Origin of the sequence: Ruegeria sp. HKCCA6707 (assembly GCF_013033515.1) — a bacterium.
Classification (GTDB): Bacteria; Pseudomonadota; Alphaproteobacteria; order Rhodobacterales; family Rhodobacteraceae; genus Ruegeria.
In genome coordinates, this window is the sequence record NZ_WQEG01000001.1 from 842,185 (window position 1) to 855,585 (window position 13,401).

Consider the following 13,401-nt stretch of genomic DNA (forward strand, 5'->3'; position numbering starts at 1 on the left):
TCGGCCCTTCTAATGGCTGAAATGGGCTCAAGGCAGTCAGCTGATTCAATTAGTCAGATGACGGCTTGGGAACGGATAGTGATCATTGTTGGTGGTCATCCCGAGAATTTTCGCCTTAATGTCTGCATTGAACGCAGAGCGGTCATCGGGCAAAAAAACGCGGATGACCGCTTCGAGCCCGAATCGGGCGCCGCTCAGTCAGGCTTTGGCAAGGCCGCGGGTCCACGCGGCCGCGTAACTCAAAAGGGCCTCGCTCATCTGCTTGTCAGGAACTGAAACTGCGGGCATTTGGTGTCGTAGAGGATTATCCAGCGCCGCGAGAAGGGCTGCCCCTTGGCTTGTCCCCGTTGCACTTGCTGTAGGAACGATTGGCGAATGCGAGACCGTTCCTAGCATCAAGAGGTATGCTGAATTCCGTGCGAACGGTCCTTCAACGATCACGGGTCCTTCATGACCAATGAGTTCGAGGCAATACGACGTGACCATGGCAAGATAAAAGCCGACGGCAGCACTTCGCTGCCCCGACCCCAGTTGTGGCTCGTCACCTACCCATTCTGATTGAGCCCCTGCGAACGGACCTGTCTCAGACACCACAGCTGGCAAAAGCATGCTCCCGCGGTTCAACACTTGAAGCATATCAGCTTCGGTAGCTTGAGCGGTAGCGCCGCCGAGAGCAATGTCGTGTTCTCGCCCCCCCATGAAGCGGGCGGAAGGCACGGCATCACCGAAAGCGTTTACGTTGACCAGCGTGTCGAGGGACGGGTCCAAAGTCACCGGTCTCGCGCCGACTGCCATGGCAATCACCCAAGTGCCGGTCGAGACAACGCTGAATGGGGGCTCTTGAGCGACGAGATGCGAAAGAAGAGAGGCGTTCGAGTCATGGATGCCGCAATAGACAGCTGTGTCCGCCTGGAGACCGGTAAGTTGCGCGACCTCCGCAGTAACACTGCCGAGGACATCGCTGGGTTTGCGTGGCGGCGCGATCTTGTTTTCGATACCCAGTCTGGCTGGTAGAGATGAGAACTGCCCTTTGTAGGGATTCCACAGGTCCGTATGGCAGCCCAGAGACGTGACATCAGTAGCGAAGACGCCGGTTAGTCTGTGCGCCCAGAACTGAGGATAGGTCACGACGTGAGAGACGCGCTCCTTTAGCAGTGGATCGCGTGCAAACTGCCAATGAAGCTGCGCTCCCAGATTCAGACCCATTGTCAGACGGGGTGACCCTGTTTCTGAAAAAGGCGGCCTGATCGCGTCATAAGCCCTCGCGCATTCGTCCGGACCTGTGTGCTCGTAGTCGAGAATTGGCGCCGCAAGCGATCCATCCGCAGCGATCAAAGCGCCCGCTGCGCCGTGTGTCGTGATCGTGATGGCTTCGATCCCTAAATCCGCATGGAAGGACGCAAGTCCATCCAAGAGGAATTGCCAATGGCCTTCGACGTCGAAGTGAGGATATGGCCGGCCCGGCAGGACGGCATTTGGCCTGGTGACGACGGCAACTTCGGACAGGTCTGAACGCCGCACGAGCGCCAGTTTGGCATTCGTCTTACCGATATCGATAACCGCGACGTGTCCGCCGGTCATGACATGTGAAAAACGTTTGAGAGCGGAACAGTGACCGGCTCATTGTCATCATGTGTTTCCATGATATCGGCCATGTGCGCCCACCACTTCTTCATGATGTCTTGGGACGGAAGATCGTCCATTCCGTGATCGTCTGCGCGCCAGAGAACGCCAAAAAGGATATTCGTCGCTTCGTCGAGGTGAATGGAATAGTCCGAGACCCCCGCCTCTTTCAGAAGGGTCACAAGCTCTGGCCATATCTCGTCATGGCGCTTCTTGTACTCGGCCTTCATCCCTGGATTGAGGTGCATCTTGAACGCATATTTCTCCATCACGCTCTCCACTTTTCCCAAAGGCGCGGCAATGCGATGACCCCGATCAGGAGGAGTCCGATCACAATAGACATCACGATGCCTGGCACGTTGAGCAGGCCAAGGCCGAAGGTGACCAGCCCCATTACGAAAGCCGCGATCACGACACCCGGGATCGATCCGGATCCGCCAAGGATGCTGACCCCACCCAGTACCACCATCGTCACGATCTCTAGTTCCCAACCGAACGCAATGGATGGGCGGGTCGAGGCCAGTCGCGAGGTCAGACAGATGGCAGCAATACCGGACATGAGCCCGGTCAACAGGAACAGGATGAATTTCACACGGGCGACGCGAATGCCTGAGAACTCTGCGCCGATCGCGTTGTTTCCTATGGCATAGACCGCCCGACCGAAGTTCGTTTTGTGAAGAATGACAAAGTATAGGAGGGCGATGATGGCGAAGAGAACGAACTCAAACGAGATCACCCAGAACACGTAGCCCTGTCCGAAGAACGAGAAATCCGACGGGTAACCTCGATAGGCCTGATCACCGAGAACGATGTAACTGATCCCTCGGAAGAGGCTCATCGTGCCAATGGTCACCACGATGGATGGCAGTCCCATCTTTGTGACAAGAAAGCCGTTGAAAGCCCCGCAGATCAGCCCGACACCGAGACCGATCAGTACCAACCCCGGCGTGCCCACGCCAACCTGCACCGCAGCGCCCATGGCCGTCGACGCCAGCGCAATTATCGAGGCCACGGAAAGGTCGATCTCGCCGGCAATGATCAAAAGCGCCATCGCGAAAGCGATCATCGCTTTTTCCGTGAAGTTGAACGTCATATCGCTCAGGTTCCACGCGTTCAGGAAGTAAGGCGATGTAAAGCTGTTGACGATGAAAATGCCCACTGCCACGGCCAGCAGAAGTGTCTCCCAGCTTTTCAAGCGCCGTTCCAAAGGCGACTCCAGGCGATCCGGTATGAAACGGGCGGTGTTGGTCATGTCGCATGCTCCGCGCGCTTGAGGATGATCCGGCCCTTCTCACGGTTCGCCTGTGCATTCAGGGCGACGGCGATGATGATCGCGCCTCCGGAAATTGCGAGTTGCCAGAAAGGAGAGATGTTCACGACCGGCAACGCGTTGCTGATGATACCGAGGAACAACGCACCGAGCATTGCTCCGACAACCGTACCGATACCTCCCATTATGGCGACTCCGCCAATGACACAGGCCGCAACGACGCTGAGTTCGAACCCTCCGGCGAGATCGACAAATGCGACCGCGAAGCGAGACACCCAGAGGTATCCGGTCAAACCCGCCAGCGCGCCCGAAATGGTGAAGGCCCAGAACTGGGTACGACCGACATCTATCCCGGCGTAAGTAGCCGCGTGCGGGTTGCCCCCGGCGGCATAGAACGCCCGGCCAAGGGTGGTACGGGACATTACGATGGAGAAGAAAATGACTGCGGCGATAGCGATCCAGCTCATCAGCGGCAGACCAAGAAGTTCTGCCCGGGGGAAAGCCTTGAACGGATCGCTAAACTCGTGCGCGTTGATCCACTTGCCCTCGGACAAGAGGAAGATCGTGCCACGAAAGATTGTCATCGTCCCAAGGGTGACAACGATCGGGGGAATCTCGAGCTTCCAGACGAGGATACCATTTACCATTCCAAGCAGTGCGCCGAACCCAACCGCGACCAAGATGATTATCGGCACAGGCAGCCCCGGCATAGCGACGTTGATCATTGAAACGACCATCCCCGTCAGGGCGAGGTTTGCCGCGACGCTCAGGTCGATACAGCGCGTCAGGATCACGATCATCTGGCCGATGGCCAACAGGATCAGCGGCGCGGTATCGTTGAAAACATTGGCCAGGTTCGATGGCGTAATGAACGCGGGGAAGCGCGTGGCGATGATCGCGAGAAGAAGCGCGATTGCGCCGGTCAGCAGCACTTCTCGGGACATGAGGATTTGCTTCGGCATCGTTCGCACCTTTAGATTCCGGCCGCGTGCCGCACGAGTGTTTCCGGGGCCATGTCGTCGCCCGAAAGTTCCGCCGCAATCCGGCCCTCGCGCATGACGATGACGCGATCAGACATGCCTAGAACCTCGGGGATTTCAGAGCTGACCATGATAACCGCCAACCCTTCAGCGGCCAGTTCCGCCATGAACTCGTGCACCGCGGCCTTGGACCCGATGTCGATGCCCTTGGTTGGTTCATCCAAGATGATGACCTTGGGCTGGGTCGCGAGCCATTTGGCAATGACAACCTTTTGCTGGTTGCCGCCGGACAGATTACCCACGTCGGTGTCCAGCGAGGCTGCACGCAGGTCGAGCCGTTCAGTGTATTCCCGCGCAAGCTTGAACTCTTCCGCCAATTTCAGAAAACCATTCTTGGAAGTACGGCCAAGCGATGGGAGCGTGACGTTCTGAAAAATCGGAAGCGCTGCAATGGCGCCCTGTCGTCCCCGATCTTCTGGCACATAGACAATGCCTTTGCCAACCGCGTCGGCAGGGGAGCGGATGATTTCGCGCTCGCCGTCGATGGTTACTTCACCGGCCGAGGGACGGGTTATGCCAAAGAGCGATTGCATGAACTCTGAACGCCCCGCGCCCACAAGACCATAAAAGCCCAAAATCTCTCCGCGGCGCAGAGTGAAACTGATGTCCGCGAACTCGGTGGGGTGTTCATAGCCTTCGACCACGAGAATCTCGTCACCGGTATTGTGCTCCCGGTTGGGAAAAATCTGGCTGACCTCCCGGCCCACCATCATCTTGACGAGCTCGGCCTCGGTCACATCGGCGATCGCGCCGTTCCCGACGAGCGCACCGTCCCGGAAAACCGTGTAACTGTCGGCGATACGGAATATTTCATCGAACTTGTGGCTGATAAAGAGAATGGCTTTGCCCTGAGTTTTCAGTTCTTCGACCAGCTCATAAAGCTCTTCGATTTCTTTCTGGCTAAGCGCGGCAGTCGGCTCGTCCATGATCACCACACGTGCGTCGATCGATAGCGCACGGGCAATTGCCACAAGGTGCTTGTTCGCGATGCCAAGGTCTTTTAGTTTCGTTCTGGGCTCGATGTTGGCGCCGATGCCCTCAAGAATTTCGCGGGCCCTGTCCATCATCACAGAGGTATCGATTAAGCCAAAGCGCCCTCGCGGTGCGTGGCCGAGAAACACGTTCTCTGCCACCGACAATTCGTCGAAGAGGACCGTTTCCTGATGGATTGCGGTGACACCAGCGTCGCCAGCGTCCTGTGCCGTCGGAAACCGAATGGGCGATCCATCGATTTCGATTTGGCCGCCGTTCGGCTGATAGATGCCGGTCAGGATCTTGACGACGGTGGACTTTCCGGCGCCATTCTCTCCAACTAATGCCGTGACCTTACCCGGGAACAGTTCGAGCGAAACCTCAGACAAAGCAGTGACGCCCGGAAACGTCTTTGTCACTCCGTTCAGCGTAAGTACCGGCATATCGTTTTCAGCGCTGGCGGGCTCGGACTTTTTCTCTGCTTTCATCAACATCAGGGTCAGCTGCCATTTCGGAGGAATGTCGGCGCAGCGGTCATGCTGCGCCGATCAACTTCGACGATCAGAAAATGTCTTTGAACTGATCGATATTGGACGCGTCGTAGGTGAACGGATCCGACATCGCAGCGGCGTTCGTGTCATCGAGCGTGACAGAACCCATACGACCCGTCGGGATTTCCGCGCCCGGTTCAGCCGTCGCGGTACCCGCGGCAAGTGCGTGCGCGATCATCGTTGCCGAATAGCCGAGGTCGATCGGGTTCCAGATGGCGAAGCTCTCCGTCGCACCAGACTCGACGCAGCCCGCCATCTCGGACGGCAAGCCAAGTCCGGTGACGTTGATCTCTCCGATCTTGCCGGCGTCAGATACGGCCTGGCACGACGCAAGAATACCGACCGTGGTTGGCGCGATGATAGCTTTGAGATCCGGATAGGATGCCATAAGGCCCTGTGCTTCACGATAGGACTTGTCCGACAGGTCATCGCCGTAAACCGTGGCGACCAGCTCGATCCCCTCGTAGTTCGGGAGCACCTCTTCCGCAGCTGCAATCCAGGCGTTCTGGTTTGTCGCGGTTGCCGATGCCGACAGGATAGCCACCTGGCCACCATCGGGCATGTGGTCCGCGGCAAGCTTGATGATTGTGTTTCCAATCAGCGGGGTCGAAGACGGGTTCAGGTGCATCATCCGACCTTCTTCGTTGACGCCCGAGTCCCACGAGATAACCGTGATGCCGCGCTGCATAGCCCGCTGGAGCGCGGGGGAGACAGCATCTGGATCATTGGCGGAGATCGCGATGGCGTCGACACCTTGGGCGATCAGCGAGTTGATGACCTCAATCTGGCCTTCAGCGGTGGTGTCGGTCGGCCCGGTATAGATGATCTCGACGTTGCCGAGCTCAGCCGCCGCTTCCTCAGCACCTTCAGCGGCTGCTTCAAAAAAGCCAATACCCAGTGCTTTAACCACGAGCGCGATACGCATGTCGTCTTGTGCGTGCACAGCACTTCCGGCCAGCATTGCGGCCGCTATCGCGGTGCCGCCAAACAGTCTTCTGGTAATGCTCATGGATAATCCTCCCCGTCGAGCGATAGTGAATGGTTCGCTTAAGTCGAACCGGTTTCGGCCGCGGCATTCCCTTCCGCCACGATCAGTTTGATTTCAGCGGCTTCCAGCATCGCAGCAGCACGATCCGAGATCCCCGCATCGGTGATGACAGTGTCAATTCGATCCAGCGGACAGAGCACGAGGCTGGAGCGAGCGTCGAACTTGCTACTGTCGACCAGAACGATCAGTTCGTCCGCTTGCCCCATCAATTTTTCCTCGGCCTGGATGAGCAACGGATCGCCCTCCATCAGACCCATTGGGCCAATGCCCTGAGCACCCATGAACATGCGACGCGCATAGAAGTTGCGTGTGACGTCATTTTCAAACGGGGAAAGAATGATGTTTTGCTCGCGGTAAATCGCACCACCTGGCAGCATGACTGTGTTCTTCGAGTGCTTGAGCAGGTGCTCGGCAATCGGAAACGAGTTGGTGAAGACCTGCATCCGCCTGTTGGCCAGCGGGTGCACCATCTGGAAGGTCGTGGTGCCCCCGTTGATGATGATCGGGTCGCCATCTTCGCAGAGTTCTGCCGCAGCCCGTGCGATCGCCTGCTTTTCGTCTATGCGTATTGTTTCGTTCACAGCAAACGTCCGCCCCGCGAGACCGACGAATTGTGGTGGTGCAATTGCTTCGGCACCCCCGCGAACACGGCGCAGCTTTTTCTGCATATGAAGCGTAGCAATGTCGCGACGAATGGTGGCCTCGGACGCGCCGGTTAGCCCGCAAAGATCGACAACGCTGGCGAATGGGCGATCCTGAACCGCCGACAAAATAACAGTATGACGCTCAGTTTCGTGCAATTTTCGCCTCCCTTGGTACTCCACGATGTCCAGATTCGCATCATCTGTCAATCATTTTCAATCATAATCAATCATTCTGCATTGCAGCATGATCGTTTATGATCGTTTATGATTGACAAAACAACGCATCTCGCTCACCCTCATCGACAACGCACATCCGAAGTTTGGACGCAGCCGGGAGGGCCAGATGTTGAAGACCTTAGAGAAACAACCACTTGAGAACCTCTGGGACGACCGTGCAGCAGCAACGATGAGCGAGTCGGAAAAGCTTCTCTATCGCTCCAATCTCTTGGGCTCGGACAAGCGTATCACCAACTACGGCGGCGGCAACACGTCGGCTAAGGTGATGGAGCAGGACCCGTTGTCTGGTGATGATGTCGAAGTCCTTTGGGTCAAAGGCTCGGGCGGTGACATTGGTTCCATCAAGATGGACGGGTTCGCGACACTTTACATGGATAAGCTGGTCGCGTTGAAAGGTCTCTACCGCGGCGTCGAGTTTGAAGACGAGATGGTCGGATACCTCCCGCACTGCACGTTCAGGCTCAACCCGCGCGCAGCCTCAATCGATACACCGCTCCACGCTTATGTCCCGCAGAAGCACGTCGACCACCTGCACCCGGATGCGATCATTGCCATCGCCGCTTCGAAGAACTCAAAAGAACTGACGCAAGAGATATTTGGCGACGAGATCGGCTGGCTACCATGGAAAAAACCGGGCTATGAACTCGGGCTCTGGCTGGAAGACTTTTGCAAGAAAAACCCAGATGCCAATGGCGTGGTGCTTGAATCGCATGGACTTTTCACTTGGGCGGATGACGCCAAGGCGTGTTACGAGCTTTCTCTCGCGATCATTCAGAAAGCCATGGATTGGTTCGAGGCCCAAACAGATGGTGTCGCAGCTTTCGGCGGAGCGGTTCACGAAAGCCTTGCGCCAGCAGACCGCCGAGCCGTAGCCGCGCGCCTGATGCCCGCGATCCGCGGAATGGTTTCAGGCAAACAGCACATGGTTGGCCATTTCGATGACAGCGAAACCGTCCTCGAATTCGTGAATGCCAAGAATATGCGACCGCATGCTGCGCTCGGCACGTCGTGCCCCGACCACTTCCTTCGGACTAAAATTCGTCCGCTTGTCGTGGACTTTAACCCGGCAGAGAACAATGTGGACACCGTTCTTGAAGGCCTGCCATCTCAGGTCGCCGCATATCGAGACGACTACGCCGCCTACTACGAACGCTGCAAACACGACGACAGCCCTGCGATCCGGGATCCGAATGCGGTCGTCTACCTCGTTCCCGGCGTCGGCATGATCACCTTTGCCAAAGACAAGGCCACTGCGCGCATTTCGGGGGAGTTTTATGTCAATGCCATCAACGTGATGCGCGGCGCGTCTTCTGTCAGTGAATACGTCGGCCTGCCCGAACAGGAAGCCTTCGATATCGAGTACTGGCTGCTCGAAGAAGCCAAGCTACAGCGTATGCCCAAACCGAAATCGCTTGCCGGACGCATTGCGCTCGTCACCGGCGGAGCCGGCGGCATTGGTGCGGCTACTGCAGAACGCTACCTGTCCGAGGGGGCCTGTGTCGTCCTGGCCGATATCGACGCGGACGCCCTCGTGTCTGTCGAAGAGAACCTGAAATCCCGCTACTCCGATGATGTCGTTCGCAGCGTCCGGATGGACGTTACCGATGAGAACGCCGTTTTCGCGGCCTTCGCCGAGGCAGCCGTCGAGTTTGGCGGCATCGATATCCTCGTCTCGAACGCTGGTATCGCTTCGTCTGCCCCGGTCGAAGATACTTCGCTCGCGCTTTGGAACAAGAACATGGAAATCCTGTCCACGGGCTATTTCCTTGTCAGTCGCGAGGCGTTCAAGGTTCTGCGGACTCAGGGCATTGGCGGCTCGATCGTCTTCATCGCTTCGAAGAACGGGCTCGCTGCCAGCCCGAATGCGTCAGCCTATTGCACCGCTAAGGCTTCCGAAATCCATCTGGCACGCTGTCTTGCGCTTGAAGGCGCTGAGGCCAGCATCCGTGTCAACGTCGTCAACCCTGACGCCGTCCTTCGTGGGTCGCGCATCTGGGAGGGGGAGTGGCTCGACCAACGCGCGTCGACCTACGGCACCGACAAGGGCGGTCTGGAAGAGATGTATCGGCAGCGTTCAATGCTAAAACGCTCGGTCCTGCCTGAGGACATCGCCGAAGCAGCCTATTTCTTTGCCTCAGACAAGTCCGCGAAATCAACTGGCAATATCGTCAATGTCGACGCCGGCAACGTTCAGGCCTTTACGCGCTAGGAGAAGAATCTTATGACCTACGAAAGCGCGAAGGCCGTTTTTGCCGATTGGGGCGTCGATACCGAAGCAGCGCTTGACCGGCTTGCAACGATCCCGATCTCAATGCATTGCTGGCAAGGTGACGACGTGGTGGGGTTCGAAACCCGTAGCGGCACCTCTGGAGGTGGTATCCAGGCGACAGGCAACCACCCGGGCCGCGCCCGAACACCGGATGAACTCCGCGCTGACCTCGAATTTGCTTACGGTCAAATCCCTGGCACACACAGGCTCAACCTGCACTCCATTTACCTCGACACGGACGAAACGCCCGACCGCGACGAAATCGAATACCGCCACTTCGCATCTTGGGTCGATTGGGCCAAGGATCAGGGCATTGGTCTCGATTTTAATCCGACTTTCTTCGCGCATGAGAAAGCAGACGACAATCTCACCCTAAGCCACCCTGACAAAGGTATCCGCGACTTCTGGATCGAGCACGGCCGTCGCACGCGCAACATCGCGGCGAAAATGGGTGAAGAGCTTGGCTCGTCGGCGGTCAACAACATCTGGGTACCCGACGGCTACAAAGACATCCCTGTAGACCGTATGGCAGCGCGCGCGCGCCTCGAGGCATCGCTCGACTCCATGTGCGATGAGAAACAAGAGCCAGCAAAGATGGTCGACGCTGTCGAAAGCAAGCTCTTCGGGATCGGGGTCGAGGCCTGTACAGTCGGCAGCCACGAATTCTACTTGGGTTACGCGATCCGCAAAGGCACACTTCTCTGCCTCGACATGGGGCATTTCCACCCCACCGAGAACATCGCGGACAAACTCAGTGCGGTCGCCCTCTCGCTTGATGAAATCCTCCTTCACGTCTCGCGCCCCATGCGTTGGGACAGCGATCATGTGATCCTGCTGAATGATGACATTCAAGCGATGGCGAACGAACTTGTGTTTGCCAACCTACTCGAGCGGACACGCATCGGGCTCGACTTCTTTGACGCCACGATCAGCCGAACGGCCGCTTGGGTGATCGGGACACGGAACATGCAGAAAGCCTTGCTGCGTTCACTGCTCATGCCGCAGGCTGAGCTCAAAGACGCGGAAGCAACGCTGAATTTTACAAAGCGTCTCATTTTCACCGAAGAGCTCAAAGACCTGCCTTATGGAATGGTCTGGCAGGAGTTCTGCGAAAGGCACGACGCGCCTTACGGCCTGGCCCTTTCGGGCTCGTTGGAGACCTATCAGGCGAGCGTGAGCGGACGCGGATAAGTTGTATCTGTGCCCAGGGGCAGATTCGTCCGCATCGCCGGCGTTGATGGCGACCGCAGCATCGGTCGCTATGGGCTCGAACCAGAGACCGGAGGCGGTGCAGGATACTGAGTGTGAGGCGATCATCAGTCCCGCCATTCACGGCCCATAGCCGACATCCACCCGCTCTTTGAAATACCGCGGTAGCAGCCCGCGTTGTCGACATTCGCTGTAGTTGCGAAAGCTAGCCTAGGTGAATTCTTAATCCGCGGTCGAAAGTGGCATCGATACCTTAGACTTGTCTTAATTCATTGCTATACTTCTAAGGCTACAACAAACTCCAAACAGCTATCGAAGCCGGGAGGCAAGATCTGGTTCCAGACACGAAAACAAATTCGAGGATACATGCGAATTCGTTTCTCTAAACCGTTTTACGGTAGAAACGCGCCAACGAAACGACGTTCGTAACATCACAACCTTGTCTCGGGTTTGCCAGCAAAGAATTCTAGAACCGATAAGTCGCGCCTAGCACAGGCCCCGACTGGACAAATGTAAAATCGTTACCGTCGATCTCATGGTCAAATGAGATATAGCGATAACCGCCGCGGATTAACCACCTGTCCTTGATTGCGTAATCTGCCGTCAGCAGAACCTGCCAGGTTTCACTGCCACTGCGGTAGCCTCCGTAGTCGACAAAACCGGAGCCCGACCATTTATCCGAGAACTGAACGCGTGCTCTGGAACCGATGACAGGGTCGGTCCAGCTGTCGTCAGCCGTTGTCGTGCGCCCCGGTAACGAGCCGGGTAGAAGGGTGAACTCCGTTTCGGTGCTGAACCACCGGAAGCCTCCGGCAATGTCCACGGTGATGGTTGGCGCTTCATAGGCTCGGTAGCCGAGATAACCACTCAGGTCTTGTGTGGTAAATGATGTCTCGAGACCCGAACTGACAGGGCCGGGGGAATTGTTGCTGAATGACAGATCTGTGTAGTTGTAATCGGCCAGTATCAGCCAACGTCCGTTGGTGGCCGAGAACGCTCCCATAAAGGCGAAATCGAGGTTCTCCAATGCATCAGAAAAGCTGAGTGTACCGTCCTGAGTGCCCGATGGTGTGCTCAGTGCTGTTTCCGTTTCAGGCATGAATAGGTAGATTGTGGCCTCATAGGACCAATCGGATTGCTATGCCGAAGCCGCGGTGGCCACAGATGCGGATAAAGCTGCTCCGCAAGCGCAGTTTTTCACCCATGTTGATGAAATCATTCTGCACCTCCCATCGAACATACAAGTTTGTACAATTGGTAGAAGTATTGTGGCTGTTTGGTCATAAGTTTCTTTATGCAGCGCTATCGGTTGCCGTCGAAGCGTTGCCGACACGATTAATATCTGTGGTCGGGAAGAACTCGGACCAGACGTGCCAGAACACGCCTGCGCGCAGGGTTTCGACACGTTTAAGCTGACCCTGATCTGAATGGCCCCAGAAATCGCAATGGGTCACAGGTTGACCGGAGTCGTTATACCAAACGCCCAGGCTTTCATATATCGGATCCAGGCTAATCACGACATCTTGTCCTCCGACATTGGCATTTACGATCCACTTGTTCTCGACGATAAAACCATCGGTCCAGCAGGCCGCATCTTTTCCGATCGTCACTCCCCAGACGTAGGTTTTGTTCGGCAACCGGTGGTCTGAGCGATCCATGTTGTCCATCACGGGCGCGTCTTCCTGATGTTGGCGCCCGATGCCCCAGCCAAAAGTGATCTCGGTCATCATGTCCAGTAGGCGCAGCAAGGGGTTCGGGGATGGCTTGTTCAGAAACACCTCACCTGCGGGATAGGCTTTCTGAAACCCGCGGAACGTCATTCGAAAGGTGGGCCAAGGCTTCATTTTCGCTTCGGGCCGAAGAGGGCAAGCAGGACCGTCAGGGTTGGGATCGCGGTCCGCCTCGCGGAAACCGTAGATATGCTGGATCGGCTCGCCCGTGTCGTTGTCGCGCAGGATCAGGTTGTTACCGTGCTGGGCCAAAACCTCGAGGTTCAGCCGTTGCCCGTCTATTCGCGGCGTGTAGCCCTGTCCCAGATTGGCCATTGCGCAATAGGTCATGACCACATCCTCACCTCCCAGCCCATCTGCATCGCCCGCCAGGTGAGGGCGCATGATCTGCGCATCCGGGTGTGCGCGCGCATGACCATTGTGTTCGATGACGATGACCGGCGCAGTTGGTCCGACATGTTTCCGGGCCTCCTCAATGGGAAAATACCGGGCGTCATTAAGCTGGTTCCTTAGCCCCAAATGCACCCAAACGTAGGGAAACCCATAAAGAAAAAGGATAAGCACCGCCGCTACAAGCCAAAGCCAGAAAGGGCTGCCCCCCAAAAGGAAGTGCGCGAGTGTTGCTGCTGCAAAAGCGCCAAGTCCGATGCCGAGCAGGCGGTATTCGTTGCGGATAAAGCGCACCATATTCTCGCGCTTTACTTTGAGCAGCATTTGAGAGACGTCGCCCAGATCGCGAAAATAGACAAACCCAATGCCGAGAGACACAATCAATCCAAGTGCGAATATTATGCTACCAATCATGCTG

At 56.8% G+C, this 13,401-nt stretch carries 11 protein-coding genes; 2 read left to right on the plus strand and 9 right to left on the minus strand.

Features of this window, described 5'->3' with window-relative positions:
• Positions 1-198: 198 nt before the first annotated feature.
• The 7 genes from GOW40_RS04125 to GOW40_RS04155 form a co-directional block, all read right to left on the minus strand.
• A complete protein-coding gene (locus tag GOW40_RS04125) occupies positions 199-1,581 on the minus strand; it encodes an FGGY-family carbohydrate kinase (RefSeq protein WP_171128333.1) in 1,383 nt (460 codons plus the stop codon).
• Positions 1,578-1,892 carry an L-rhamnose mutarotase gene (gene rhaM / locus GOW40_RS04130; RefSeq protein ID WP_174838841.1) on the minus strand — a complete coding sequence of 105 codons (315 nt, stop codon included), beginning with the start codon at positions 1,890-1,892 and terminating at the stop codon, positions 1,578-1,580. Before rhaM ends, GOW40_RS04125 begins: the two co-directional genes overlap by 4 nt.
• Complete coding sequence (locus GOW40_RS04135) at positions 1,892-2,875, minus strand: ABC transporter permease (RefSeq protein WP_171128329.1); 984 nt, start codon at positions 2,873-2,875, stop codon at positions 1,892-1,894. Before GOW40_RS04135 ends, rhaM begins: the two co-directional genes overlap by 1 nt.
• Positions 2,872-3,855, minus strand: a complete 984-nt coding sequence (locus tag GOW40_RS04140; RefSeq protein ID WP_171128328.1) for an ABC transporter permease — start codon at positions 3,853-3,855, stop codon at positions 2,872-2,874. Before GOW40_RS04140 ends, GOW40_RS04135 begins: the two co-directional genes overlap by 4 nt.
• 11 nt (positions 3,856-3,866) lie before the next feature.
• On the minus strand, positions 3,867-5,399 hold the full coding sequence (locus GOW40_RS04145) for a sugar ABC transporter ATP-binding protein (protein ID WP_171128326.1): 1,533 nt from the start codon (positions 5,397-5,399) through the stop codon (positions 3,867-3,869).
• 67 nt (positions 5,400-5,466) lie between these two features.
• Positions 5,467-6,465, minus strand: coding sequence for a rhamnose ABC transporter substrate-binding protein (rhaS, locus tag GOW40_RS04150; RefSeq protein ID WP_171128324.1), 999 nt, complete (start codon positions 6,463-6,465; stop codon positions 5,467-5,469).
• Positions 6,466-6,503: 38 nt separating this feature from the next.
• The gene (locus GOW40_RS04155; protein WP_171097124.1) at positions 6,504-7,304 is read right to left on the minus strand and encodes a DeoR/GlpR family DNA-binding transcription regulator; all 801 of its coding nucleotides are present in this window, start codon (positions 7,302-7,304) and stop codon (positions 6,504-6,506) included.
• Between the two features lie 187 nt (positions 7,305-7,491).
• Between GOW40_RS04155 and GOW40_RS04160 the strand changes: the two genes are divergently transcribed.
• Together GOW40_RS04160 and GOW40_RS04165 are read left to right on the plus strand one after the other, a co-directional pair.
• Positions 7,492-9,594, plus strand: coding sequence for a bifunctional rhamnulose-1-phosphate aldolase/short-chain dehydrogenase (locus GOW40_RS04160; RefSeq protein WP_171130417.1), 2,103 nt, complete (start codon positions 7,492-7,494; stop codon positions 9,592-9,594).
• A 12-nt stretch (positions 9,595-9,606) separates the two neighbouring features.
• Positions 9,607-10,845 (plus strand): L-rhamnose isomerase, encoded by a 1,239-nt coding sequence (locus tag GOW40_RS04165; RefSeq protein ID WP_171128322.1) that lies wholly within the window; start codon positions 9,607-9,609, stop codon positions 10,843-10,845.
• 484 nt (positions 10,846-11,329) lie between these two features.
• On the opposite strand, the gene GOW40_RS04170 is transcribed toward GOW40_RS04165, so the two are convergent.
• Positions 11,330-11,962, minus strand: coding sequence for an outer membrane protein (locus GOW40_RS04170; protein ID WP_254444244.1), 633 nt, complete (start codon positions 11,960-11,962; stop codon positions 11,330-11,332).
• Between the two features lie 193 nt (positions 11,963-12,155).
• Positions 12,156-13,397 carry a DUF3179 domain-containing (seleno)protein gene (locus GOW40_RS04175; RefSeq protein WP_171128320.1) on the minus strand — a complete coding sequence of 414 codons (1,242 nt, stop codon included), beginning with the start codon at positions 13,395-13,397 and terminating at the stop codon, positions 12,156-12,158.
• Between the last annotated feature and the right edge of the window lie 4 nt (positions 13,398-13,401).

Bases quoted from the DNA above. Each gene is read 5' to 3' on its own strand.
- GOW40_RS04125 (WP_171128333.1), bottom strand. From the start codon at position 1,581: ATGACCGGCGGACACGTCGCGGTTATCGATATCGGTAAGACGAATGCC.
- rhaM (WP_174838841.1), bottom strand. From the start codon at position 1,892: ATGGAGAAATATGCGTTCAAGATGCACCTCAATCCAGGGATGAAGGCC.
- GOW40_RS04135 (WP_171128329.1), bottom strand. From the start codon at position 2,875: ATGACCAACACCGCCCGTTTCATACCGGATCGCCTGGAGTCGCCTTTG.
- GOW40_RS04140 (WP_171128328.1), bottom strand. From the start codon at position 3,855: ATGCCGAAGCAAATCCTCATGTCCCGAGAAGTGCTGCTGACCGGCGCA.
- GOW40_RS04145 (WP_171128326.1), bottom strand. From the start codon at position 5,399: ATGTTGATGAAAGCAGAGAAAAAGTCCGAGCCCGCCAGCGCTGAAAAC.
- rhaS (WP_171128324.1), bottom strand. From the start codon at position 6,465: ATGAGCATTACCAGAAGACTGTTTGGCGGCACCGCGATAGCGGCCGCA.
- GOW40_RS04160 (WP_171130417.1), top strand. From the start codon at position 7,492: ATGTTGAAGACCTTAGAGAAACAACCACTTGAGAACCTCTGGGACGAC.
- GOW40_RS04165 (WP_171128322.1), top strand. From the start codon at position 9,607: ATGACCTACGAAAGCGCGAAGGCCGTTTTTGCCGATTGGGGCGTCGAT.
- GOW40_RS04170 (WP_254444244.1), bottom strand. From the start codon at position 11,962: ATGCCTGAAACGGAAACAGCACTGAGCACACCATCGGGCACTCAGGAC.
- GOW40_RS04175 (WP_171128320.1), bottom strand. From the start codon at position 13,397: ATGATTGGTAGCATAATATTCGCACTTGGATTGATTGTGTCTCTCGGC.